Genomic DNA, 24,909 nt, shown 5'->3' on the forward strand with positions numbered 1-24,909 from the left:
GGCTTCTTCCTGCCGTTTTCGAGGAGAAAGTCATGGTAGCGCGGTTGTATGAACCGCGCAGAAACGGACGGCGGTAGCGCCGTTAGAGCGCTACCGCGAGCATCGCTTAGTGGCCGAAATAGGTCGGCTTGGAGCCGTCGTTATTTACGGGCGGCATGGCGCGCGAGCCGGTGGATGCACGGTAGTAATCCGAGCCGCCATAAGCGCTATCGTTGGTCGACGCTGCACCATTCTGGCGCGCGGCGCGGCCTTCGGCGGCCTGTACATCGGCCGGATACGTCGTGCGGTCGCCGGCTGCGGGGTTATAGCCCGCCGCTTCGACCTGCTGCAGGTCTTGCTTGACTTGCGAGCGCGTCACGGCCGAATTGGTGTCCGATTGAGCGAACGAGAGAACCGGCGCCACCACAACGGCAGCAACGGCCACGACTTTGATGATCGACTTCATGGTGAACCTCCGGGAGTTGTAGCGCTGACAGTTCTGCGCCTGCTACATTTGAGCATCAGGCGTGCCTGGCTCCCTTCGGCATTCAATCTGCCTTGCTCTCCACGAGCTTCACCAAGACATGCAGCATGCGATTAGCCGGCGTCGCCACACCGAGCGCATCGCCACGTCGCACGATCAACCCGTTCAGATGGTCGATCTCGCTGCGCTTGCCACGCATCACGTCCTGAGCCGTCGACGAAAACTGGTTCGGCATGGTCTCCGCGATACGGCGCACGGCCGCATCCACATCGCCAGGTAAGGTCACGCCTTCGGCACGAGCGACGGCCGTGCATTCATCGACGATATCGCGCATGACGCGCGTCACGCCCTCGCCCTTCACAATGCGTCCATAAGGCAATTGCGAAAGCGCTGAAAGCGCATTGTAGGTGCAGTTCAAGACGAGTTTGACCCACAGCGCGCCGCGCACGTTGTCGGAGATGTCGGTGGGCACGCCAGCGGCCACGAAGGCGTGCGCGACTTCTTCGCTCGAACTTGATGGCTCGATCACCAGTTCACCACGCCCGTGGTGCTTCATATGTCCTGGCCCTGCCATTTCGGACGCGACATAGACCACGGCCGCCGCCACTTCTTGCGGCACATACTCACGCAAGCGCTCGGCGTTCTCGACGCCGTTTTGCAGCGACAAAACCAGCGCATCGCGTTCGAGATGCGGTTTGAGTAACGCGGCGGCGCTTTCGGTATCGGTGGACTTCACGCAGAACAGCACGAGCTTCGCTCCTCGCACTGCGCTCGCTTCGGTGCTTGCCGCAATCTGCACACGTTCATCGAAGGTTTGTGTTTCGAGACGCAGACCATCGCGCGTAATGGCCTCGACGTGCTGCGGCCGCGCGATCAGCACGACCTCATGACCCGCGCGCGCGAGCATGCCGCCGTAATAGCAGCCCACTGCGCCTGCGCCCATGACGGCTACTTTCATGTCCTTTCCTCGCTTTGTTGCGTTGTCGTTGACCGGTGACGCCGAGCAAATGCAGCGTCTATCGGTTCGGAAAATAACACATCGGCAAGCGTTGGCGTTCCAGGTCGATACATGGCGGCAAGCCACTCGAATGCTTCGCAGACCGCATCGAGCTTGCCTACACGCTGTTCCTCGCAAACGCTTGCGCGAAAAACACTGTGTGCGGACGCACTATAGTCAGTCGTTTTCGTGATGAACCATATTGTTAAAACGTACGTGCGGGAGATACGCTCCGTCAAGCGGATCGACGATGCTGTTCATAAAAGGACGACCGCTACGGGATGGCTGATAACGGGGAGACCAGGTTGCGGCGAAGAAGCCGTGCTCACCCAACGAAGAGTGGTACCGAGAGCAGAAACAAAAAGCAAAGCGGCAAGCCGCTCGGCGACGGGCGAGGCGCGGCAGAGGCTTGGGCGTTTTCACGAGAACAAAAACATGAATCATGGATATGAAACATCGCTCGTCAAGCGCGTGGTGAATCAGCTTGTCGCGAGCATCGTCAGCGGGGAATACAAGGACAACGTATTGCCTCCGCAAGTGATTCTTTCGAAGAAGCACGGGGTAAGCCGGACCATCATGCGCGAGGCGCTCAGCATTCTGATCTCGCGACGCATGCTCGATGTGCGGCCCAAGACCGGCACGCGTATCAAGCCCGCGAAAGAATGGCTCGTGTTCGATGAAGAAGTCGCCGACTGGCGTTTGCGCGCCATGCCCGATCAGGAATGCATGCGCCGTCTGATCGAGTTTCGCGCACTCGTCGATCCGCCCGCTGCCGCGCTCGCCGCCATACGCGCGAACCGGCATCAGCGTATTGGCATCAACGCGGCCTTTCAGCGGCTCGTCCATGCAGGCCCTTCGGAAAGCCTGCAATCTTCCGCTGAAGAAGCGTTGCAAGCCGCCATCATCGAAGCGAGCGGCGACGAACTGCTGCAGCAAATGGGTTGCGTGGTGCGCGTCGGCATCCGTGCGATGAAGGCAACCGTTCGCACGCAGACTGTCTCCACCGATGCGCAACTCGGCGATTATGGCAAGGTCGTGCGTGCCATCGAGACCGTCGATGGCGAAGGCGCGCGCTCCGCCATGTCGCAGGTGCTTTCGCGTGCGGCGTCGGTCTGGCTGGAAGAGACCGTCTGAGGCATAGCAGGAAGTTCGAAAGCCGTTGCCTTCCCGTGGACCGTATCTTGCGCGCGATTCGTGCGGCTTACATACGGCGTCGGCGTGACTACAATGGGTGAATGCCCTTTTCACGCTGAGCGTTCCATACTGGAAACACGGAGGCAAACATGGCGGAACTCGATAAGGAAGCAGTCGTCGGCGTGCTCAACCGGATTCTCGAATCCGAACTGGCGGGCGTCGTGCGATACACCCACTACTCCTTCCTGGTCTTCGGCTTCGGCCGGATACCGATCGTCTCGTGGCTGCGCGAACAGGCGGACGAATCGTTACTGCATGCGCATCAGGCGGGCGAATGGATCACCACGCTCGGGGCCTATCCGTCGCTTGAAATCGGTCCGTTGCTCGACAACCATACGTTCGATATCGCGACCATTCTGCGCGAATCGCTGCAATCGGAAAAACTCGCGCTGGATCTGTATCGCGATCTGCTGAAGATCGTGGAAGGTCGGTCGGTCGCGCTCGAAGAATATGCGCGACAGATGATTCAAACCGAGGAACTGCACGCCGGGGAAGTGGACAAGATGTTGCGCCGTCCCGGTGAAGTGGATACCGCGCCCGAACGGCGAACGGGACACGCATAAAAGAAAACGCGCCGGCCGCATCCACATGCATGCAGCCAGCGCGGTGTCGGCTCGTGTGCTTATTTCGGCTGCGCGACCGTGCGCAGATATGGCTTGAGCGTTTTGAAGCCTTCCGGATACTTTTTCTTGGCGTCATCGTCCGACACGGAAGTCGGGATGATCACGTCTTCGCCCGGTTTCCAGTTCACCGGCGTGGCGACCGTGTGCTTCGCGTTGAGTTGCAGTGCGTCGAGCAGGCGCAGCACTTCGTCGAAGTTGCGTCCCGCGCTCATCGGGTACGTAAAGGTTGCCTTGATCTTCTTGTCCGGACCGATTAGAAACACCGCGCGAATGGTCGCGTTATCGACCGCGGTGCGCGGGCCACCGCCGCTCGCGTTCGGATGAATCATGTCGTAAAGCTTCGCGACATTCAGGTCCGCGTCGCCGATCATCGGATAGTTGACGGCCGTGCCCTGCGTTTCCTCGATGTCCTTCGCCCATTGCGAATGGTTCGTTACCGGGTCGATGGAAAGGCCGATGACCTTGGTGTTGCGCTTGTCGAACTCGGGCTTGAGCTTTGCCATGTAGCCGAGCTCGGTGGTGCAGACAGGCGTGAAGTCCTTCGGATGCGAGAACAGAATAGCCCACTTGTCACCAATCCATTCATGGAAATGAATCGTGCCTTGGGTGGTTTCCGCGGTGAAGTCGGGGGCTTCGTCGCCAATGCGGATGGACATGTTTGATCTCCGTGTTGAAGTAATTCGAAGCGCGCCTCGCTCGTCGTGATGACCGTGACGAAACGGCTTTCGATACGAATGCGCAATTCACTCGATGATTATAGTGTGCTTGCGATTCTCCTCGCGCGGCGGCCGATGGTCGCTCATCGACGTTTTCAAGCTTTGGTTATCTGTGCGCGAGCAAAGGCGTTCCAATCGAACGGCGAACGTGCGTTCCTTAAGTGTTTATCGCGAGACGATATAAGCTAATAACCGCTTCAAGCCTGGCGGCTTTCGTGATCGCGCGCCTCCTCGGCGCTTTCGTAGATATAAGGCGCGACGCCGCGACGCTTGAGCGCATCGCCGAGTTTCATGCGCAGGAAACTGCTCGTGGTATAGCGCGTGACGCCGTCGTAGTGGTCGCCCACGAGTTTCGTCACCATCTCCGAATAGGCATCGAGCATATCGGGGCGAATCGAGAAATTGTCGTAGTTGACGATCGCATGTGGGCGCACCTTTGCGTTCGCCAGTTGCTTGGCAACTTCGCGGCGAATAGCTTCGACATCGCCAAGATTCTTCACTTCGTGCCCCTCGAAATTGATGAAGAACAGGTTCTTGCGCGCGTCGTAGCTGAAGCGCTCCGCGAGGTTCAGACCGAGCAGCGTATCGCGCAATCCCATGGGCGTATCGCGGAAAATGCGTTCGTCCATGAGGCGCGGCGGCGCGTCGATCACCGGCGTAAAACCCATCTGCGCAACGATGTCCCGCTCGATATCTACACCGGGCGCCACTTCGATCAGCGCGAGCCCGTCTTGCGTCAATTCGAACACGCAGCGCTCGGTGATATACAGCACCGTCTGCCCGCGCTCGAACGCATACCGGCCGCTGAACGTGCGATGCTCCACGGCATCGACGAACTTGCGGCAATCGCCTTCGCGGCGAATCACGAGCTTGCCGTCTTCCAAGCCGACATCGAGCTTGCCTGCGTTGAACGTGCCGACGAACACGACTTTCTTCGCCGCCTGGCTGATGTTGATGAAGCCGCCCGCGCCGGCGAGTTTCGGCCCGAACTTGCTCACGTTCAGATTGCCGTCGCGGTCCGCCTGCGCAAGGCCGAGGAAGGCGATATCGAGTCCGCCGCCATCGTAGAAGTCGAATTGATACGGCTGATCGATGATTGCCTGCGTATTGGTCGCCGCGCCGAAATTGAGTCCGCCCGCGGGAATGCCGCCGATGACGCCGGGTTCGGTCGTCATCGTGAAGAGGTCGATGACCCGCTCTTCGTTCGCCACGCTTGCAATGCCCTCCGGCATGCCGATGCCGAGATTCACCACGCTATTGGCCATCAATTCGAACGCGGCGCGCCGCGCGATGATCTTGCGCTCGGTCAGCGTCATGGGTGCAACCGAACTTGCCGCAACCCGCAGTTCGCTCGAATAAGCCGCGCTATAAGGCTCGCCGAAGGTCTGCCAGTGATTGTCGGAACTCGCCACCACCACGCAATCGACCATGACGCCGGGAATCTTCACCTGCCGCGAGTTGAGGGTATTGGACTCCGCGAGCCGCTCGACCTGTGCGATCACGATACCGCCAGAGTTGCGCGCGGCCATCGCAATGCTGAGCGCTTCGAGCGTGAGCGCTTCCTTTTCCATCGTTACGTTGCCGTTGAGATCGGCGGTGGTGCCGCGCACGATGGCGACATCGATCGGGAAGGTCTTGTAATACAGATACTCCGCGCCGTCGATCGACATGACGCGCACGATATCTTCCGTGGTGCGCGCGTTGAGCTTGCCGCCGCCATTGCGCGGATCGACGAAAGTGCCGAGGCCGACCGTGGAGAGTTGCCCCGGCCGATGCGCGGCAATGTCGCGAAAGAGCTGTGAAATCACGCCCTGCGGCAGATTGTAAGCTTCGATGCGGTTATCGATGGCGAGCTTCTGCAACCCCGGCACGAGTCCCCAGTGACCGCCGATCACGCGCTTGACGAGCCCTTCGTGCGCGAGATGATTGAGGCCCTTGCCACGGCCATCGCCCTGACCTGCGGCATACACGAGCGTGAGATCGGCAACCGGTTCGCTGCCTTCGGCGTGGTCTTCGAGAAAGCGCGCTTCGAGCGCAATCGCCACTTCCTCCGCGAAGCCGATACCGACAAAGCCGCTCGTCGCGATGGTGTCGCCCGCATGAATCAGGCGCACGGCCTCGCGCGCGGTGACGATCTTGCCGCGCTCGACAAGCCGCGTGGACGAGGGAAACGGATGGCGTGTCGGTGCGCTGCTGGCGGTCATGGCGTCTCCTCGCTTGAGTCTTTCCCGGCGCGCGTCAGTGTTCGCGCGCGCGCGCTCGTCTTCTGCGTCTAAGCGTACTTGATCTGGGCTACGGCACGCAATTCGTCGGCGGTCGCCGTGCCATAGCCGAAGAATTCCAGGTACGCCGGGATCATCTCGAACAGCATGTCGGTGCCGACCTGCACCGAGCAGCCCTTGTCCTTGGCCGCGCGCAAGAGCGGCGTGTACTCCGACTTCATCACCACTTCGCCGACAAAGGTCGTGGGCGCGATGCGATCGATATCGAACGGCAACGGATCGCTCTCCTTCATGCCGAGCGGCGTTGCGTTGACGATGACGTCGAAGCCTGCAGGATCTCTCGTGTCCGTACGCACGATGAGTTCCGGATAGTGATCGCGCAAACGCCCGGCGAGCCCTTCGACCGAAGCGGTGTTGGTGTCGAAGATGGCGAGTTCCGCCACGCCCGCCGCCGCGAGAGAAGCCGCAATCGGCGAGCCCACGCCGCCGCTGCCCAGCACCAGAACGCGCGCGCCCTTCAACGCGCGGCCCTTGCGTTCGACGCCGCGCACGAAGCCGGCGCCATCGAACTGGTCGCCGAGCAGCGTGCCGTCTTCGCGTTTGAGGATGGCGTTGCATGCGCCCGCAATGCGCGCGGTGGGGCTCACTTCGTCCATCAGGCCGACGGTCGTGATCTTGTGCGGCATGGTGACGAGCGCGCCGCGCAGGTTGGTCAGCTTGAACAACTGCGGCACGAAAGCGACATAATCTTCCGGTTTCACGCCCATGGGGACGACCACGGCATCGATGCCCTGTTTGTCGAACCAGGGGTTGTAGATCATCGGCGCCTTGAACGCTTCGGTCGGAAAGCCGAGATGGGCAATTACGGTGGTCTTGCCGCTGATCATGGCGACGCTCCTTCGAAGATGAGCGCGCAACGGTGCGCGCGACGCCTCCATGATAGTGCGACTTGCCCGCCCGCGGTTCTTTAATGGCTCGCGCCGAGATAGGCCGCCTTGACCGAAGGATCGTTCTTCAATTGCTCGGCGGGGCCGTGCGTGGCGACGCGGCCGTTCTCGAGCACGTAGCCGTAGTCCGCCACGTTGAGCGCGGCGGCGGCGAACTGTTCGACGAGCAGCATGGTCACGCCCTCGTCTTTCAGGCGCGCGATGATGCGGAAGACTTCATCGACGAGAATGGGCGCAAGGCCCATCGAAGGTTCATCGAGCAACACGAGGTCGGGGTTCAGCATGATGGCGCGGGCCATCGCGAGCATTTGCTGTTCCCCGCCCGAAAGCGTGCCCGCCAGCTGATTGCGGCGCTCCTTCAGGCGCGGAAACAGTTCGATGGCGCGTTCGAGATCGGCGGCCACGTCGCCTTTCGGACGCGCCCAAGTCAAGCGCGGAAACGCGCCGAGCAGCAGATTGTCCGTGACCGACATGGTCGCGAAAACGCGTCTTCCCTCCGGCGAATGAGCGAGGCCGAGGCGCGCGATCTTGTGCGAATCCATGGCGTCGATGCGCTTCGCGTCGCTGCCGATGCCCATGGTGATCTCGCCTTCCGTCGGCCGGATCATGCCGGAGATGGCGCGCATGGTCGTCGTCTTGCCCGCGCCGTTCGAGCCTATCAGCGTGACGACTCTCGCCTTCGGGACATCCAGGCTGATGCCGTGCAGCACTTTGACCTTGCCGTAGCCTGCGTGGAGATTCTTGATTGTCAGCATCGCGTGTCGCTTCGTCGGATTGATCGGTTTGGCGTGATTGGCGCGTTGCGTTCAGACGGCTTCCGCCGCTTGTCCGCCGAGGTAAGCCTCGATCACCTTCTCGTTGGCCTGTATTTCGGCGGGCTTGCCCTCCGCGATCTTCTGCCCGAAATCCAGCACCGAAACCGTGTCGCAAACACTCATGACCACATCCATATGATGCTCGATGAGCACCACGGTAATGCCGTGATGCCGCACCTTGCGAATGATCGCGACCAGTTCGCGGATATCCGGCGCGGTCAGGCCCGCAGCGGGTTCATCGAGCAGCAGCAGTTGTGGATCGAGCGCGAGCGCGCGGGCTATTTCAAGCAGACGCTGCTTGCCGTATGGAAGATTGCGCGCTTCCTCGGCCGCTGCATGTTCGAGTCCGACGAAGCGCAGCATATTGAACGCCCGTTCGCGCGCCGCGCGTTCTTCACGCTTGTAGCGCGCACTCATCAAACCCACATCCGCGAAGTTCGAACGGAAGGTGTGATGCAGGCCGACGAGCACATTCTCCAGCGCCGTCATCTCGCCGAAGAGCTGCACGTTCTGAAAGGTCCGCGCGATGCCCGACAGCGCGATCTTCGACGACGTGCGTCCCGCGAGCGACTCGCCTCGATACTCGATTGCACCCGCAGTCGGCACGTAGATGCCCGTGAGCACGTTCATCATCGTGCTCTTGCCCGAACCGTTCGGACCGATCAGGCCATGGATGGTGCCGCGCCTGACCGTCATGTTCACATCGTTGAGCGCCTTGAGACCGCTGAATTGCATGAGCACGCCGCGCACGTCGAGAATGGTGCTTGCTCCTTCGGTCGTGACGGCGGCGACGGCGTCGTCCCGCTGGGTCTGCATCGCCAGTTCCTGCGTGTCGACCTTCGTCACGCGCACGCGGCCCAAATTGAGCGTCTTGCGCACGAAGCCGACAATGCCATCTTGCAGGTAATACACGACGAGCAGAATCATCAGGCCGAAGATGGTGAGACGCCAGTCGGTGAGCGCTTCTATCCAGAAGGAAAACGCCGCAAGACCGGCTGTGCCGATGACGGGAATCGCCACGCGTTGCAGCGTCGTGGTTTTGCGAGCCAGGGCGAGCGCCGCGCCCGCAACGACGAGCACCGCAAGCGCGGTTGCCACGACGCGAAAGTTGGAGATGTCGTCGAGCAGCTTCGGCAACAGCACGATCACCGTCGAACCGATGATCGCGCCCGTGCGTGTCTTGCGCCCGCCCATGATGATGGCGAGCAGGAACAGAATGGTCAGCTCGAAGTTATACGTGTTCGGCGAGATGTACTGCTCGGAGTACGAGTAGAGACAGCCCGCGAGCCCCGCGAATCCCGCGCTGATGACGAACGCATAGACCTTGTGCCGATACACCGACACGCCCATGCAATCCGACGCAATGGGGCTATCGCGCAAGGCTTCGAAGGCGCGCCCGAGATGCGACTTGAGCACGCGATGCACCACGATCAGCGACACCACCAACAGTGCCGCCACGAGCCAGTAGTACTGGATTTCGTCGAGCTTGTGACCGGCAATGGTCGGCTTGGGAATCTTGAGACCCATCGGACCATTGGTGAGGAAGTCCATCTCGTTGATAAGAATTTGGATGATGGTGCCGAACGCGAGCGTCACCATGGCGAGGTACGGACCCGACACGCGCAACGCGGGCAACGCCAATATTGCGCCGAAAGCCGCCGTCACCACGATGGCAAGCGGCGCGGTCAGATAGAACGGCAAGCCGAGCTTGATGAAAAGCACGCCTGCCGTATAAGCGCCCACGCCGAAGAGCCCCGCATGGCCAAGCGACACTTGCCCCGTGTAACCCACCACGATATCGAGCCCGAACAGAAGGATCGCGTAGATCATGATGGTTTCGACGAGGTGGATGTAATACGGATTGCCCGATACCACCGGAAAGATCGCGACTGCGGCGAGTCCTGCGAGCGCCGCGACTATGTTCTTTGCTTTCATGTAGGCGGCCTCAGACTTTCTTGATCGCGGTCTTGCCGAAGAGGCCCGCAGGCTTCACCGCAAGCACGATCAGCAACAGCACGAGTCCCGGCACGTCCTTGTAGCCGGTCGAGATATAGAAGCCCGTCGTCGTCTCCGCTATACCCAGGATCATTCCGCCGACGATGATGCCCATGCCGCTCGACAAGCCGCCGATGATCGCGACAGCGAACGCCTTGAGGCCGAGCACCGCGCCCATGGTCGCGCCGGTAAGTGTGAGCGGCGCGATCAGCACGCCTGCGAACGCCGCCGTCAGCGACGACAACGCATACGAGAACGTGATGACGAGCCCCGTGTTGATGCCCATCAGCGCGGCCGCATCGCGATCGTTCGCGGTGGCGACCACGGCCTTGCCGAAGATCGTCTTGCGGTTGAAGAACTCCACCGCGAGCATCATCACGAGCGCGCCGCCGACCACGAGCAGTTCCATCGGCAACACGTTTGCGCCGAACACCTTGAGCGGCGCTTCGGGCAAGGGCGACGGAAAACGCAGGTCGTCGCGGCCCCAGACGTTTTCCGCGACGTTCTTGAAGATGATGCCGAGCGCGATGGTCGACATGATCCAGCCGAACTCCGACTTGATCTTGATGGCGGGCCGCACGCCGATGCGCTCCACGAACGCGCCCTGCACGAGCCCGAAAAGACACACGACCGGGATCATGAGCCAGTAGTTCACGCCCGCCGAAACGAGCGTGAGGCCGACGAGCGCGCCGAGCATGAGAGCATCGCCCTGGCCGAAGTTCAGCGTGCCGGAAGTGGCGAACGTCAGTTGATAGCCGAAGGCGATGACGGCGTAGATCATGCCGAGCGCGATGCCGCTATATATGAGCTGGAGAAGGATCATCGTCGGGCGTCAGGGCGGCGTGGGATGCTCGATTGAAAAAGAGCCCGATCTGCGACCGGGCCCTGGAGAGACAACAGCGGCGGCACGGCGTTAGTTCGACGCCGTCGTCTGCTTGGTGCGAAGCGTGCTGCCGCCCTTCTTGTCCGCGTCGTAGGCGTAGATCACGCGGCCGGCCTTCACTTCGCCGATCACCGGAACGTTCGAACTGATCGCTTCGTGATCGGTCTTGGTGAAGGGCTTGTCGTAGACCATGACCACGCCTTCGACCTTCGTCGTGAGGTTTTCCAGCGCTTCCTTCACCTTCGGACCATCGGTCGAGCCGGCTTGCTTGATGGCCGCCGCGAGCAGATAGATCGAGTCGTAGCCTTGCGCCGCCGACACCGGCGAATCGATACGATCGCTCTTCGGCTTGAACTCCTTCACGTAAGCGTCGATGAAGGTTTTGCGCTTGGGCGTGTTGGCTTCCTGGATGAAGGTCTGCGGCATGCGCGCGCCTTCGCCGTTGTTACCCGCGTTGTCGATGTAATTGGCCATCGAAAGCGTCCAGCTGCCGATGAGCGGCACCTTCCAGCCGAGCTTGGCCATGCCGTTCGCGATCTGCGCGAGTTCCGGCCCGATACCGTAAGTCAGCACCGCTTCCGCGCCCGCTTCCTTCGCCTTGAGCAACTGGGCCGTCATATCGACGTCCTTGATGTTGAACTTCTCGACCGCGACGGGCTTCACGCCCTTGGCCGACAGCGCCTTTTCCAGATCCTCGCGGCCGAGCTGACCGTAGTTGGTCGAATCCGCGAGAATGGCGACCTTCTTGAAGCCGCGCTTGGTGATGGCTTCCTCGACGATCATCGGCGCCTGGATGCGGTCGGCGGCGGCGTTGCGGAATACGTAGTTGTCGGGCTGATCGTCGAATTGCTTCGTCACGACCGTGCCCGTCGCCACGTTGTTGAAGACCGGAATCTTCGCTTCCTGGAAGAAGCGTTGCGAGGCGAGCGCCACGCCCGTGTTGATATAGCCCACGACCGCGACCACCTTCTCCTTGTTGATGAGTTCCTGCGCGATCTGCACGCCGCGTTCATTCTTCGCTTCGTCGTCGCGTTCCACGAGCACGATCTGCCGTCCCAGCACGCCGCCCGACTTGTTGATCTCGGCAGTGGCGAGACGCACGCCGTCGCGCATGGAGACGCCCATCGAGGACGAACCGCCGGTAAAGGGACCGTCGACGCCGATCTTGATCGGATCCGCGGCCTGCGCGAGGCTCGCGCTCAATGCAAAGACGCCGAACGCGAGCGCACCTGCGATGCGCTTCATCTGCATGCCCATATCTGTCTCCGTCGCTTGAATCGTTATGTGATGAGGTCGGCTTTGCGCATGCCCTCGCCGCTCGTTCGTTTCGGTGCATCGCTCGAACGGCAATTTACGAATGCGGTGATCGATATTAGAAAATTGTAAGGATCAGACCATATTCGGACATACCCGAACAGCACGAGCGTTAGCGCACTCCCGACGCGACGTAATGTGCGACGGGATGGAATAAACCCTTAGTCAGGTAGATTGCAGATGCGTAAGCGCATCAGCGCGTGCCGCAAAAAAAACGCGCGGCTTCCCTAAGGAACGCCGCGCGCAACTTGCGCACGATTGCTCGTTTGATCGCGGCCCGGCTTAACGTGGCGAGCCTGCCTCGATAGCCTGCACGAACTGACGCATGACCGAGCCGGAGGCATCGGTGACGGCCCAGAAGGTCATGCCGTCGCGATTCCAGCGTGCGAGCGCATAACCGTCGTCGGATTGCGTGACGGCCGCCGCCCCTTCCTTCGTATCGAGCGAAGCGCCGCCCTTGTTCGAGGGAAACACGTACACGTCGATCGGATGCTTCAGATAGCGATACACCACCACCGCCACCGGCCGATGATTGACGTAATCGAGCCTGCCGCCGACCAGCGCGAACCCCGGCCCGGCCGGATCGATGACGGGCGGCGCATAGTCGATACGTCCGTTGAACCACGGCTTCACCGTGTGCTTGTCGCTCGACAGCACGTCGATAGGCCGGTCCGACATCAGTGAACGCACGTGACTCGCGACGATCTCCTGTGCGAGCGGATCGCCCGCACCACTCACGCCATGCGGCACGGCCTGAAACCACAGCATCGCGCCGAGCACGAGCGCGGCCAACGTGCCGCCCGCGAACGCGCCGCCGAAGAACGGCACGGGCGTGGCGAACCATCGCCATGAACGGGCCGAGCGTTCGCCCTGCTCGTCCTGCTGGTTTCGTTCGCGCGCGCGTTCCCGCACCTTGACGTCTTCCGCTTCGGCCCGGATGCGCGAGAGCACCTGAGCACGCAAATGCGCGGGCGCGCGATGAGTCAGCGAGCCGTCGATGAGCCTCGTTGCGAGCGAGGCGGTGTCGTTATTGTCCATTGCCCGACTCCTCAAGACCCGGCCCCGTGCGACGCACGAGCCGCATGCCCGGTTTGTCCTGCGCGGCGTGCACGGCGAGCGCCAGCAACTTGCGGCCGCGCGCGAGCCGTGACATCACCGTTCCTATCGGCACGCCCGTCACGGCGGCCACTTCCTTGTAACTCATGTCTTCCAGCTCTCTCAGGACCAGCACTTCACGAAACGGAATGGGCAAGGTTTCGAGTGCGCGATGCACGATATGCACCTCGTCCTTGCGTACCGCAAGCGTTTCCGGGTCTATGCCCGCTTCCTCGGACCAGCCGGGCAGCGCTTGCTCCCCGGCGATTTCTTCGTCGTAGGGCGTCGCGTCGGCGAGCTGCACGCGGCGGCGCCATTCCGTGAACCACGTATTTCGCACGATGGCAAAGAGCCATGCCCGCGCGTTCGCTTCCTCGCCCTCCTCGAAGCCGCTGAAGAAACGAAAGGCGCGCAGATAGGCTTCCTGCACGACATCGTCGGCGTCGCTCGGACTGCCGGACAGCCAGCGCGCGAGGTTGTACGCGGCATCGAGATGCGGCATGAATGTCGCCTCGAAACGCGCGTCCACGCCCGCCGCCTGTGTTCGGCTTTCCGCGGACTTATCTGCTTTCGACCTGGGCCACATCGCGCGGGTCTCCTTGGGAACAGGGTTCGACGTTTTCGTTACCTTGCAACGCCCTCGTCACATGTACTCGCCCTGGGCGCGGTTTATTCCCGCCGAAGCGGCGTAATCGAAAAAATAAAATCGACGAGATGAATCGGGAATATCGCCGCGCTCTCGCCGGTTCGATGGACGGATGCCGCGCAGCTTCAGCACTCGAACATGAACGCGCCGGCTTCACGCCCATGCATCGTGCCGCCATGCGCGTGAGCTTCAGGAAACCATGAAACGCGGCCGCATTGTTCGTATTCAAGGAGTGCGCATGACACACGACCCGAAAGACTTGCCCGACGCGCAGGAACTCGACGACCACGGCAAGCGCCGGCGCACTGCATTGTCCTGCATGGCCTGGGCCGGCGCGGGCGTGCTGTGGACGGTGAGCGGCGGCGTGCCGGTGTCGAGCATCATTTCATCGGCGCAGGCGGCCGAGAAGAAGACGAGTTCGTTCAGCTTCGTGCAGATCAGCGACAGTCACATTGGCTTCAGCAAGGACCCGAACACGGAACCGATGAGCACGCTGGAAGAAGCGATCAATTGCGTAAGCGCCATGCCGAAGCAGCCCGCGTTCATGATTCATACCGGCGACGTCACGCATCTGTCGAAGCCCGCCGAATTCGATACCGCCGACCAAATCATCCGCAAGGCGGGCATGCAGGTGCACTACGTGCCGGGCGAGCATGACGTGCTGGTCGAGGACGGCAACCCGTTCTTCTCGCGTCTTCCAGCGCAATACGGCAGGAGCGGCGACCGGCACTGGTACAGCTTCGACGAAAGCGGCGTGCATTTCATCGGCCTGACCAATGTCATCGACCTCAAGGGCGGCGGTCTCGGCTTTCTCGGCGATGCGCAACTAGCCTGGCTCAAGGCCGATCTGCAAGGACGATCGAGCAGCACGCCGATCGTCGTGTTCGCGCATATCCCGCTGTGGGCGCTTTATCCGCAATGGGGCTGGGGCACCGACGACAGCGCACAAGCGCTCGCGCTCTTCAAACGCTTCGGGTCCGTCACGGTGCTCAACGGCCATGTGCATCAGGTAGCGCAAAAAGTGGAAGGCGACATGCGCTTCTATTCGGCTATGTCCACCGCGTTTCCGCAGCCTGCGCCCGGCGCCGCATCGGGGCCCGGACCGATGAAAGTCGGCGCGGACAAGCTGCGCTCCATGCTCGGTCTGCGCGAAGTCACGCATGTGCAGGGCCGCGAATATCTCGCCATCGTCGATACCCCGCTTGCAGGAGATAGGGCATGAACGTCGCCACGCTCGCGAGCTATGTCTCGCCCTCCAGATTGCGTCCTCTTGCCGGACGCGTCGCGCGTCAGGCCGCGCTTGCGCTCGTCGTCAAAGGACTCGTCGGCATCATTCCCTCGGCGTGCGCGGAGGAACCCGCGCAGCAGATGGTGGCGATGAATACGCCGACCATCAGCATCGACAATTTCGCTTTCAGCCAGCCGAGCGTCACCGTGCCGGTCGGCACCAAGGTGACGTGGGTGAATCATGACGACATGCTGCATACGGTCGCGGACGAAGCGAAGTCATTCAAGTCAGACCCGCTCGACAGCGGCCAAAGCTACTCGCATGTGTTCGACAAGCCCGGCACTTACAAGTACTTCTGCTCGCTGCATCCGCATATGACGGGGACGATCGTCGTGCAATGAGCGCGCGGGCACGTTCGCCTGACGCTCAACCGCGTGCCTTCGCGATGGCGCTCAGATTGCCTTCGCCGAAGCCGTGATGCCCGCGACGCTCGACGATCTCGAAGAACATGTCGCCCGGCTCGCGCTCGGCGAAGGTTTGCAGGAAGAGTTGCGGCGTGCCGTCCGGCAGAATCTCGCCGTCCACGAGAATGCCGCGCGCACGCAGCTTGTCGATATCGAGTCCGTGTCCGGGCAGGCGTTCGTCGATCTGATCGTAGTAACGCGGCGGCGGATTCAGAAAGCGCATGCCGCGCGCCATGAGGGCATCGACGGAAGCGAAGATGTCTTGCGATGCCAACGCGATATGCTGCACGCCTTCACCTTCGTGATCGGGCAGATACTGCTGCATGAGATCCGTTCGATACGTGCCTTCCTCGTACACCGGAATGCGGATGTTGCCGCACGGCGAAACCGTGACCGCGGAGTCCTGCGACACATGCCAGTCCGGATGCACCTGATGAATCTCCGAGAAGTGCAGCACTTCGCGGTAGAAATCGAGCCATTCGCGGATGCGGCCCGCGCCGACCGTCTGCGTGAAGTGATCCACTTCGAAGAGACCGGTGCCGCCTGGCTCGGCCTTCGCGCCGGCAATGGGCCGGAAATCGATGTCGTAGATCGTGGACACGCCGCTATCCTTGCCTGGCCAGTGATCGACGAAATAAATGTGCGAGTCGCCAATACCCTGAATGGCCGGAATGGCCAGCTCGTTCGGGCCGATCTTCTCGCCTTCGAAATCCCAGGCGCCGAATTCGACCGCGCGCTCGTGAGCGAGCGCCGCGTCCACCACGCGAATGCCGATGGCGGCAATGCCCACACCATGCGATTCGGCGAAGCGCGACGCGAAGGAATCCGGCTCTGCGTTCAGGAGGAAATTCATGCTGCCCTGACGAAACAGCGTGACCGCCTTGCTGACATGCTGCGCGACCGGCACGAAGCCCAGCCGCTCGAATAAAGCGGCGAGGCCCTGCGGGTCCGGGCTGGAAAACTCGACGAACTCCAGCCCCGCGATGCCGAGCGGATTGTCGCCGACTTCGCAATCGGGCATCGCGCGGGCGGGGGAAGTGGAGTCGGGCTGGGTCATCGGCAAAGTCCTCAATGGTCGGGCGGGTTCTCGGACGTGAAACTACCACAGCGGTGGCTGCCTGTGCTCACGGCCGATAAACCTGCCGCTAGAGTAGCGGCAGCGCGATCATCGTGTCAAAGCCGGGACTTCGCGCGGCTCGGGCGCTTTCGCTGTATCAGGCGGCAAGCCGTTGCGGGCTCATCGACGGGCGTCTTGCTTGCGGGGGAAACACGTTCCAGGTGCCGTCGTCGTGCCGGAAGAAGATGATCGCAAGCGGTCCGTTCGCGTGCCACGCCTCGATGCAGACGTAGCGCGAGCCCGTGACCTGCGAGCGACACAGCCGCACGACGCGTGCCGGATGCGCCGCGCTCGGGGCGAGCCATTTGTCGACGGCCCAGTGCAGCGAGTTTTGAATGGTGTGCATGATGGTCTCCTTTCTGGTCAGGCCGTTCAGGCGGCGAGTGCGGCGTTCAGGCGGCGTTGCCGATCGGCAGCGACATAGGCGCGAAACAATCCCGTCACCGCGCGCCACGCCACGCGCGGATGGGCGAAGCAGGCGCGAACCTGGCGGCTTTGGCTTTGGCCGAACAGGCACCACGTCACGAAGTGCTCGCAGTTGTTGGTCAACAAGCGATACCGGTCTTCACCGAGCCGGCTGCGGGCGCGGCGCACTGCTTCCAGGCCGACGAAGCACGCGGTCGGGTTTTGGCGGATGGTCACGTCATGGCCGCCCGCGAATTGCGCGAGACTGACTTCTTCCACCGGACCGCGATGCAGCGACTTGGCGAATCCCGCGTAATGGATAACCCGGCCGTTGCCCGCATAGAGTCCGTGATGTTCGTAACCCGAGCGGCGCGTGACGAGTTCGGCGCCTATGGCCGGTTCGTCATCGAACGACAGGCTGCACGCGGCGGCTTGGATATCGTTCGGTCCGGACGGTTGGGTGTTCGACATGGCTCGCTCCGATTTTTGGTCTCGTCGCGCCGAAGTGTCTGTTCGGCGGCTTGTTGCGGAGTCTTTTGCAGGTTTCTTGCCAGTCTTCGTAAATGTTTGATTTATATAGAAAATCACCGTTTTACGTTAGATTCTTGATAGCGGTTGTTGATTATTAACCAACAGTCTGGGAGAGCGATGTGTTGGCTCCAGAGCATCAATAGAGCGCCCGTGCGCGTTCGGTTCGTAGTGTTGGTCGTTCGGTTGTCTGCCAACAGCGGTTGTTGGCGACGGTCCAACTGATGGCGCAAGGCGCGGGCATCGACATAGGGCGAAGGCCGCATCGAATAAGCCGATGGCGGAGGCGCATGCATATCGGCATAGCCCTTGCATAAGTGCCCGCATCGAATTCGAGCAAACAAGGAGAGCCGTAATGAGCGCAATCACCATCACCGATCTGGATCACGACCGCGAACTCGATCGCGCGGCGATGTTGGCCATCAGTGGCGGCGGTGGCGCGCCTTGGCTCTTCGGCTGGATCACGCCATATGTCGCGGACCGTCAGCAAGGCGGTGGCGGCAGCAGCGTGGTGAACATCTACGACATCACGAACAACATCAGCGTCGGTCAGATGGTCAACCAGTATCAGAGCGTCGATGTGAACAACACCGGTGCGGGCGCGACGCTCACCGTCAGTCCCAACGCGCTGTCCAGCAATCGCGCGGGATAAGCTCGGCGGTTGAGTGCACAATGACTGGGGCCGCGCGCCTCGGCCGACCGCATGACGCGCCAGTCAGGACCTTGGGAGGTTGCCGTGACCTTCAGCAACGAGTTTCGATGGACATCCGCTGCGCGCACCGACGCGGGCCTCGTGCGTCAGATCAACGAAGACGCGCTGCTCGATGCGCCCGAACGTGGCCTGTGGGCCGTCGCAGACGGCATGGGCGGTCACGCGGTTGGCGATCTGGCGAGCCGCATGGTGATCGAGAGCTTGGCGAGTATGACGGCACAAAGCGCACTGGCGGATGCACGGGCGCATTTGCTCGATATCAACGCGCGCTTGCGTGCGGAAGCGGCGCGACGGCAGGTATCGCGAATCGGCAGCACGGTGGTGTTGCTGGCTGCGCGAGACGGCGTATGCGGTTATCTGTGGGCGGGCGACAGCCGTATCTATCTACTGCGGCGCGGGCGGCTGCGGCAACTCACGCGCGATCACAGTCACGTGGAAGAACTGAAGGCGCGCGGACAATTGACGGCGGAGGAGGCGCTGCATCATCCGGCGCAGCATCTCATCACGCGTGCGGTTGGCGCGCTCGACTTCCTCGATCTCGACGAAGATTCCATCACGCTGCACGATGGCGATACGTTCCTGCTTTGCAGCGATGGTCTTTCGAACGAAGTGAGCGAGGACGAGATGGTGGCGCAGCTTGCGTTGAGCAGTTGCGAGCTCGCGGCGCAGAGGCTGCTGGAGATTGCGCTGGAACGCGGCGGGCGCGACAACATTTCGGTTGTCGTCGCGCGTGCGGAGGATTTGATGGCTTTGGATAGGACGCAGGTTAATCCTGGCCTGTAAGCGCTTACGAATGGCGCTGCTGATGCATCTGCATATACGCGCGCAGAAGCCGATTGATGCGCGTTTGATACCCCTTCCCTTGCTCACGAAACCATTCGAGCACGTCTGCATCCAGCCGCATGGTGACGGCCTGCTTCGGCGGCACATGCAGTTGAGCCTGTTCGAAGAAGGTGTCGTCAAGCTCCGGGATTTCAGTCAGGTCGATATCAGCGTCTCGTGCCTGCTCGAGCCGCTTCCAGTCAGTTGCCGATTTTTTTCTCATAGCGCTTTGCCTCATGTCTGGTTGCCTTGCGCGCCGAGATGATTCGCACCGCGTCTGCGCACCGCTCGACATACACTACGACGCCCACCGTGGCGTTCATCCAGCCCAGCGCAATCCAGTGCTCCTCGCCGTAGTCCTCCCGCGAATCCAACCAGGTCAGAACCGGATGGTTGAATACGTCTACTGCGTCTCGAAAATCAATGCCGTGCTTCCGAATGTTGGTCTGGTTCTTGGCTTCGTCCCACTCGAAATGCACGCATCACCCGTATTGACAATTGTATGTACAGTCTAACACGGACGATCACTACATTGAAGCTACTGTCCTTCCCTGCTCTTTTGCGCCGCAAGCCTGAAGTCCTTCGAATGCAGCCCGTGTTTCTTTAAAAGCATCTGCAGATGCGACCGGTTCATCTCATACCGCCGCGCAAGTTCGGCCACCGTGCCGCCCACTTCATGCAACCCACGTTCGAGAAATGCGCGCTCCGCTTCGTCACTCGCAACGCGCTTGGCTTCGCTCAGCGAACTCGCCGTCGCAATGCCGTTGCCATTCGCGGCAGGACCGCCCATCGCCAATGAGAGCGATGTCTTCGGCCGGATGTCCAGCGGAAGATGCTCGATATCCGCCATCTCGCCTGCAAGACAAGCGATGCGATAGATGATGTTGCGCAACTCGCGGATGTTGCCGGGATAATCGTAATTGCGCATGAAGTCCCTTAAACGTGGGGACATCTTGATGGGCCGGCGCTTGAGCGTGGCCGCCGCTTCATCGCCGAAGTAAGACAGCAAGAGCGGTATCTCGTCGCGGCGTTCACGCAGCGCGGGCAAGGTCAGATGAATCACGCTCAAGCGATAAAACAGGTCTTCGCGAAAGCGACCTTCATCGCAGAAGCGCCGCAGATTGCGATTCGTCGCCGCGACGATGCGCGCATCCACCGAAATGGCTTCATCCGAACCCACGCGTTGAATCTCGTGCGCTTCGAGCACGCGCAACAGCTTCACCTGCCCAACCAACGGCAGCTCGCCAATTTCATCGAGGAATATGGTGCCCGTATGCGCGCTCTCGAACTTGCCCTTGCGGTCGTTGGTCGCGCCCGTGAACGCGCCCTTTCGATGCCCGAATAGTTCGGATTCCAGCAGATTATCCGGAATGGCCCCGCAATTCACGGAGATATAGGGCTTGTCCGCGCGCGAGCCATTCGCATGAATGACCTTGGCCATCAGCTCCTTGCCCGTGCCGCTCTCGCCGTCGATCAGCACGGGAAGATCCGTAGGCGCGGCTTTTTCCGCTATTTCCAGGGCTTCGAGCAGCTTCGGGTTATCGCCGAACGTGCCTTCGAATACGAAGCTGCGTTCGATCAAGGCCTGACGCCGCGAGCCCGGTGACATATCGCGTCGAGGTTCAGCAGCAGCGGCCTGAATGAAGCGCTCCTTGTGCGAAAGCTGCATGACCTCATCGCGCAAGGAACTCGCCTGACGCAGAAGCTTTTCTATCTCGGGCCGCTCCAGCCGCGATGTCCATCGCAAGGTGGAACGCAAAATCTCGATCTTCTCGATGATGCCCGCATACGATATGGCCGATGCGGGCACGCCGCTGTCGCTTTCCGGTTGGTCTAGTATTTTCATGCTGCGCTCAGTTGCTTCTGCACGAGTTGGTAATACATGCCCTTTCTTGCGACCAGCTCATCATGCCTGCCCTGCTCCACGATACCGCCTTCATACAGCACCAGAATCTTGTCGGCACGCATGATGGTGGAAAGCCTGTGCGCGATGATGACCGCGGTGCGTCCCTTGAGAATCTCCTGCATGTTGCCGAGGATATTGCTCTCGGATTGCGTATCGAGCGCGGACGTGGCTTCGTCGAAAACCAGCAGACGTGGGTCGTGATACAGCGCGCGCGCGATACAGAGCCGCTGAATCTGTCCACCCGACAAACCCACGCCACGTTCGCCCACCACCTGCTCATACCCTAGCGGCAGCTTGACGATGAACGCATGCGCATCCGCCATCTTGGCCACTTCCTCGATACGCCTTCTATCCGGCGACTCCTCGCCGCTCGCGATGTTCTCCGCTATCGTGCCCGAGAACAGCAAGTTGCTCTGCATGACGTAACCAATCTGCGCGCGATAAAATCCCTTATCGATGACGCTCAGGTCGTAGCCGTCCACTGTCATCTTGCCTTCGCTCGGCGCATAGAAACCAACGAGCAGCTTGGCAAGCGTCGTCTTGCCTGAACCGCTTCTTCCGACTACCGCGATGAGTTCGCCGGGCTTGATATCGAAGCTGATATTTTCCAGCACGTAAGGCGTGTCGCCTTCGCCATAGCGAAAATACACGCCGTTAAAGCTGATTTCGCCCTGCAAGTCGGGCAACATCACGCGCTGCTCCATCTCCGAAGGTTTCTGCTCCGGGTCTATGTCGAGCACATCGCCGAGACGCTCCATCGCCACGCCGGCATCGTTCACGAGACTCCATAAGTTGATGAGGCCCATGAGCGGCGACAGCACGCTACCCATGAAAGCATTGAACGCAATCAACTGGCCGATGCTCAGTTCGCGCGAAAGTACGAGGTTTGCTCCGACCCACAATACGGCGATAGTCGTACCTGCATTCAGCAACTGGCTGCACAAGCCTACGCCGATATTGAAGCGTTGCGACTTGTATTGCACTTCGAGCGACTTTGCGTACTTCTTTTCCCACTTGAGCCGCACCGCACGCTCGATGCCCATCCCCTTCACCGTTTCCACGCCGCCCAAGGCTTCCATGAGAAACGAACGTGCGTCTGTAGCCGAAGAAAACGCTTCGCGCGCATTCTGCTTGATGCGCGGCGTGGCGAGGATGGTAAGCGCCATCATCGGGATGACGAAGGCAATCAGCAACAAGGTCAGCTTCACGTTGTAGAGAAACATGATCGTGAAGTAAATGAAGATCATCAGCAGATTGAGTACCGTCGTCACTGTGGATTCGGTGAGAAAAGCGCGAATGGTGTGGTTTTCCTGGAAGCGCGCGAAAACGTCGCCGGTCTTGCGCTTGGCGAAAAAGCTGAAGGGCAGCGAGAACGTGTGCCTGAAGAACTGCGACATCATCGCGAAGTCCATGTTGCGCACCATGAAGTTCGCAAGATAGGCACGAATGGTCGACATGAGTTGAGTGAACAGGTTCGAGATGATCAACCCGCCTATCAGCACATGCAGCAAGCTGACGTTCTGATGCACGATCACGCCATCGAGAATGTTCTGGATGATGAGCGGCGGAATCACGCCCAGCACTTGAATCACGAAGGTCGCTAAAAACAGATGCAGCAGGACCTTCTTGTACGGCTTCAGATACCCCACGAAGCGAATCCACGGCGAACGCGAGACCGCTTGCTGCGCCATGTCCTGCACCGGAGAAAACAGCAGACATGTGCCGCTCCAGCCGCGCTCGAACTCGCCCACGGTCATCTTCTTGAAGCCGATGGCCGGGTCCGCGACCCACACGTTGTCTTTCGAAATACCGTAGACGATGATGTAGTGATATCCCTCCCAATGCGCGATGAACGGCATCTCGAAGCCGCGTAGCGACTCGAACGTGCACTGCACGCCGCGCGTGGTGAAGCCGAGCGCATCGCCGGCGCGCGCAAGACTGTCGAGCGTTGCGCCTTGCGTCGTGACGTTCGCCAGTTCGCGCAGTTTGCCGAGCGTCATGTTGATGCCGTAGTGCTTGCAGATCATCGCAAGACACGCGGCGCCGCAATCCATTTCCTCGGCCTGCTCGACCCACGCAAAGCGCTTGATGACGCGCTCGCCCATCTCGGGCTTGGTGTGGAGATCGAGCATCGACGGCAGTCTGCGACGCTCAGCGAGTTTCTTCTGACGCTGCAGTTCGCGCTCGCTGAAACGAATGCGTTCTTCCAGCACTTCGCGCAGCTTCACATTGCGCTCGATGATGAAATGCACCGTCTTTTCAGGGATTACGAGCAGGCGCGTGTCCGTGAGCGCAATGGCCGACGCCATCTGCTCCTGACGCATCACGCACGCCTTCTCGCCGAAGATTTCACCGGGCCCGAGCGTGGCGAGTACATGCTTTTCGTTGCCGTCTTCGCGCACGATCCGCACTTCGCCCTGCCGCACGACATAGAGGCGCCGGTCGTCGCGCGAGTCTTGCTTGAAGATCTCCTTGCCTTCGCCGACGCGCTTGACGCCCACGCTGCGCACGCATTCCTCGAGTTCGGCCTTGTTCAATTTGCCGCGCAGATCGAACAGTTTCGCGACGAAGCCGCCCGCCGAACTGATCGCGACGAAGCTCGTGACGAACGCGAGCGCAGCCGGGTTTCTTGCGATAATCGGCTCGATCGCATTGCGCGGGATGAACAGCAGTTCTGTCTTGCCTGAAGAACGCACCGACGATTCATGGCGGTACTCGCGCAGCATGGCGATATCCGCGAACGTCTCGCTCGCCTTCTTCACTCCCATGCTGATTTCCTTGCCGTGCTCCTCGGTAAAGATGCGCACAGAACCGGCCTTCACGACATAGAGCCCGTCGGCGGAATCCCCCGCTATGCACACGGTTTCACCGAAGCCAAAGCGGCGCGACTGAGCATGTTCCGCGAGTTGCGCGATCTCCTCGCGCGTGAACGGCGAAAGAATCTCCACGGTCGCGAGAAAGTCGGCGGGCGCATCCAGGCTCGAAGGGGCGTCCATATCGTTCGCTCTGTCGTAGTTTCGGCTTGGTTCTGGCTTAACGTGCTTCGATCACATGTTCCTGCGCGCGCGCCACCAGCCATTCCTCGCGCAATAGCCGGCGAATCTCGGCTGCAACGTCCTGATCGAGCTTCGCGGGATACTTCGACGTAACCGAGAAAATCTCATAGGAAGAGCCATCGGCGGAGATGAACGGGCCGAGCAGATCACCGGCTTCTGCATTGAAGACCTTCGCTTCGATCTCCGGCTTGAGTTGCCCGCGCATCACGCGGCCTATCACGCCGCCTTCTTCGCGCGTATCGGCGAGCGAATGTTCGCGGGCCATGTCCGCAAAGCTGTCGGGGTCGTCGTTGAGATACGAGATCATTTCGCGCGCGCTGCCTTCGGTATCGAGCAGAATGTGGCTCACTTCGATACTGTCGAACTTCGGCGAATTGAGCTGAAAATATTCTTCGACCTCGCGCTCCGTACCGATGTTTTCAAGCATTTTTTCCTGATACAGCGTGTCGGTGATGAACACTTCGAACTCGTCGAGACTCACGGAAAGCGCATCGAGATAGTTGTTCATGTCGGCCGCGCGATGCAGTCCGCGAATGCGACGGAACTGGTCGGCGCGCGTCTGGATCTCATCGTCGCTTAGCTTGACGCCCGCCTTCTTCGCCGCGCGCACGGTCAGCTTGTCGCGCACCAGCTGCTCCAGCAGGCCGTCGAACTGGCCGTTGAGCTTCAACAGCCTAATCAGTTCGCCGACATCGACCACTTCGTCGTCGATTCGCACTATCGCCGTCATGTCGTTCTCCGTTGATTTGAGGATGCATCTC

Annotated in this window: 25 protein-coding genes; 6 read left to right on the top strand and 19 right to left on the bottom strand. The window is 60.8% G+C overall.

All coding sequences use genetic code 11. From position 1 onward, the window contains the following. Positions 1–106: 106 nt before the first annotated feature. Together NCR98_RS16710 and NCR98_RS16715 are read right to left on the bottom strand one after the other, a co-directional pair. Positions 107–445: a DUF4148 domain-containing protein gene (locus NCR98_RS16710; RefSeq protein ID WP_250526724.1), complete on the bottom strand. Its 339-nt coding sequence runs from the start codon at positions 443–445 to the stop codon at positions 107–109. 82 nt (positions 446–527) lie between these two features. Then, positions 528–1,421 carry a ketopantoate reductase family protein gene (locus NCR98_RS16715; RefSeq protein WP_250526725.1) on the bottom strand — a complete coding sequence of 298 codons (894 nt, stop codon included), beginning with the start codon at positions 1,419–1,421 and terminating at the stop codon, positions 528–530. A 474-nt stretch (positions 1,422–1,895) separates the two neighbouring features. Here NCR98_RS16715 and NCR98_RS16720 point away from each other — a divergent pair, with 474 nt between their 5' ends. Together NCR98_RS16720 and NCR98_RS16725 are read left to right on the top strand one after the other, a co-directional pair. Further along, positions 1,896–2,594, top strand: a complete 699-nt coding sequence (locus NCR98_RS16720) for a FadR/GntR family transcriptional regulator (RefSeq protein ID WP_244829648.1) — start codon at positions 1,896–1,898, stop codon at positions 2,592–2,594. A 149-nt stretch (positions 2,595–2,743) separates the two neighbouring features. Then, the gene (locus tag NCR98_RS16725) at positions 2,744–3,217 is read left to right on the top strand and encodes a ferritin-like domain-containing protein (RefSeq protein ID WP_244829647.1); all 474 of its coding nucleotides are present in this window, start codon (positions 2,744–2,746) and stop codon (positions 3,215–3,217) included. A gap of 59 nt (positions 3,218–3,276) precedes the next feature. Here the strand turns inward: NCR98_RS16725 and NCR98_RS16730 are convergent, their stop codons facing one another. The 9 genes from NCR98_RS16730 to NCR98_RS16770 all read right to left on the bottom strand — a co-directional run bounded on the left by NCR98_RS16730 (position 3,277) and on the right by NCR98_RS16770 (position 13,850). After that, the gene (locus NCR98_RS16730) at positions 3,277–3,933 is read right to left on the bottom strand and encodes a peroxiredoxin (RefSeq protein WP_244829646.1); all 657 of its coding nucleotides are present in this window, start codon (positions 3,931–3,933) and stop codon (positions 3,277–3,279) included. A gap of 257 nt (positions 3,934–4,190) precedes the next feature. Continuing rightward, complete coding sequence (locus NCR98_RS16735) at positions 4,191–6,197, bottom strand: acyl CoA:acetate/3-ketoacid CoA transferase (protein ID WP_250526726.1); 2,007 nt, start codon at positions 6,195–6,197, stop codon at positions 4,191–4,193. Positions 6,198–6,265: 68 nt separating this feature from the next. Next, complete coding sequence (locus NCR98_RS16740) at positions 6,266–7,102, bottom strand: shikimate dehydrogenase family protein (protein ID WP_244829643.1); 837 nt, start codon at positions 7,100–7,102, stop codon at positions 6,266–6,268. A gap of 80 nt (positions 7,103–7,182) precedes the next feature. Next, the gene (locus NCR98_RS16745; RefSeq protein ID WP_250526727.1) at positions 7,183–7,917 is read right to left on the bottom strand and encodes an ABC transporter ATP-binding protein; all 735 of its coding nucleotides are present in this window, start codon (positions 7,915–7,917) and stop codon (positions 7,183–7,185) included. Between the two features lie 51 nt (positions 7,918–7,968). After that, positions 7,969–9,912, bottom strand: coding sequence for a branched-chain amino acid ABC transporter ATP-binding protein/permease (locus tag NCR98_RS16750; protein ID WP_250526728.1), 1,944 nt, complete (start codon positions 9,910–9,912; stop codon positions 7,969–7,971). Between the two features lie 10 nt (positions 9,913–9,922). Next, positions 9,923–10,795, bottom strand: coding sequence for a branched-chain amino acid ABC transporter permease (locus NCR98_RS16755; RefSeq protein WP_250526729.1), 873 nt, complete (start codon positions 10,793–10,795; stop codon positions 9,923–9,925). Positions 10,796–10,885: 90 nt separating this feature from the next. Continuing rightward, complete coding sequence (locus tag NCR98_RS16760) at positions 10,886–12,106, bottom strand: ABC transporter substrate-binding protein (RefSeq protein WP_404989441.1); 1,221 nt, start codon at positions 12,104–12,106, stop codon at positions 10,886–10,888. A gap of 345 nt (positions 12,107–12,451) precedes the next feature. Continuing rightward, positions 12,452–13,207, bottom strand: coding sequence for an anti-sigma factor family protein (locus tag NCR98_RS16765; RefSeq protein ID WP_250467089.1), 756 nt, complete (start codon positions 13,205–13,207; stop codon positions 12,452–12,454). Beyond that, positions 13,197–13,850, bottom strand: coding sequence for an RNA polymerase sigma factor (locus NCR98_RS16770; RefSeq protein WP_250467091.1), 654 nt, complete (start codon positions 13,848–13,850; stop codon positions 13,197–13,199). Before NCR98_RS16770 ends, NCR98_RS16765 begins: the two co-directional genes overlap by 11 nt. 298 nt (positions 13,851–14,148) lie before the next feature. On the opposite strand from NCR98_RS16770, the gene NCR98_RS16775 reads away from it, so the two are divergent. Both NCR98_RS16775 and NCR98_RS16780 read left to right on the top strand, forming a co-directional pair. Beyond that, on the top strand, positions 14,149–15,132 hold the full coding sequence (locus tag NCR98_RS16775) for a metallophosphoesterase family protein (protein ID WP_250526730.1): 984 nt from the start codon (positions 14,149–14,151) through the stop codon (positions 15,130–15,132). Continuing rightward, positions 15,129–15,539: a cupredoxin domain-containing protein gene (locus tag NCR98_RS16780; protein ID WP_250493426.1), complete on the top strand. Its 411-nt coding sequence runs from the start codon at positions 15,129–15,131 to the stop codon at positions 15,537–15,539. Before NCR98_RS16775 ends, NCR98_RS16780 begins: the two co-directional genes overlap by 4 nt. Positions 15,540–15,564: 25 nt before the next feature. On the opposite strand, the gene NCR98_RS16785 is transcribed toward NCR98_RS16780, so the two are convergent. The 3 genes from NCR98_RS16785 to NCR98_RS16795 all read right to left on the bottom strand — a co-directional run bounded on the left by NCR98_RS16785 (position 15,565) and on the right by NCR98_RS16795 (position 17,595). Next, entirely contained in the window at positions 15,565–16,659 is a 1,095-nt protein-coding gene (locus tag NCR98_RS16785) for a 4-hydroxyphenylpyruvate dioxygenase family protein (protein WP_250526731.1), read from the bottom strand. 157 nt (positions 16,660–16,816) lie between these two features. Continuing rightward, a complete protein-coding gene (locus tag NCR98_RS16790) occupies positions 16,817–17,065 on the bottom strand; it encodes a hypothetical protein (protein WP_244829630.1) in 249 nt (82 codons plus the stop codon). 26 nt (positions 17,066–17,091) lie between these two features. Continuing rightward, positions 17,092–17,595, bottom strand: a complete 504-nt coding sequence (locus NCR98_RS16795; RefSeq protein WP_250526732.1) for a lecithin retinol acyltransferase family protein — start codon at positions 17,593–17,595, stop codon at positions 17,092–17,094. A gap of 412 nt (positions 17,596–18,007) precedes the next feature. On the opposite strand from NCR98_RS16795, the gene NCR98_RS16800 reads away from it, so the two are divergent. Both NCR98_RS16800 and NCR98_RS16805 read left to right on the top strand, forming a co-directional pair. Next, entirely contained in the window at positions 18,008–18,304 is a 297-nt protein-coding gene (locus NCR98_RS16800) for a hypothetical protein (RefSeq protein ID WP_244829628.1), read from the top strand. A gap of 84 nt (positions 18,305–18,388) precedes the next feature. After that, positions 18,389–19,147: a PP2C family protein-serine/threonine phosphatase gene (locus NCR98_RS16805; RefSeq protein WP_250467100.1), complete on the top strand. Its 759-nt coding sequence runs from the start codon at positions 18,389–18,391 to the stop codon at positions 19,145–19,147. Positions 19,148–19,151: 4 nt separating this feature from the next. Here the strand turns inward: NCR98_RS16805 and NCR98_RS16810 are convergent, their stop codons facing one another. Genes NCR98_RS16810 through NCR98_RS16830 form a run of 5 tightly spaced genes read right to left on the bottom strand, consistent with a single transcriptional unit; the run spans position 19,152 to position 24,878 of the window. Then, a complete protein-coding gene (locus NCR98_RS16810) occupies positions 19,152–19,409 on the bottom strand; it encodes a BrnA antitoxin family protein (RefSeq protein WP_250526733.1) in 258 nt (85 codons plus the stop codon). After that, on the bottom strand, positions 19,387–19,665 hold the full coding sequence (locus NCR98_RS16815) for a BrnT family toxin (RefSeq protein ID WP_250526734.1): 279 nt from the start codon (positions 19,663–19,665) through the stop codon (positions 19,387–19,389). Before NCR98_RS16815 ends, NCR98_RS16810 begins: the two co-directional genes overlap by 23 nt. 59 nt (positions 19,666–19,724) lie before the next feature. Continuing rightward, positions 19,725–21,032 carry a sigma-54 interaction domain-containing protein gene (locus NCR98_RS16820; protein ID WP_250493429.1) on the bottom strand — a complete coding sequence of 436 codons (1,308 nt, stop codon included), beginning with the start codon at positions 21,030–21,032 and terminating at the stop codon, positions 19,725–19,727. After that, the gene (locus tag NCR98_RS16825) at positions 21,029–24,088 is read right to left on the bottom strand and encodes a peptidase domain-containing ABC transporter (protein ID WP_250526735.1); all 3,060 of its coding nucleotides are present in this window, start codon (positions 24,086–24,088) and stop codon (positions 21,029–21,031) included. The genes NCR98_RS16820 and NCR98_RS16825 overlap by 4 nt, the downstream gene beginning before the upstream one ends. 37 nt (positions 24,089–24,125) lie before the next feature. Further along, positions 24,126–24,878, bottom strand: coding sequence for a peptidylprolyl isomerase (locus tag NCR98_RS16830; RefSeq protein ID WP_250467109.1), 753 nt, complete (start codon positions 24,876–24,878; stop codon positions 24,126–24,128). Positions 24,879–24,909: the final 31 nt, after the last annotated feature.

Source organism: Caballeronia sp. GAWG2-1 (assembly GCF_023631405.1).
In the GTDB taxonomy this organism is placed as follows: Bacteria; Pseudomonadota; Gammaproteobacteria; order Burkholderiales; family Burkholderiaceae; genus Caballeronia.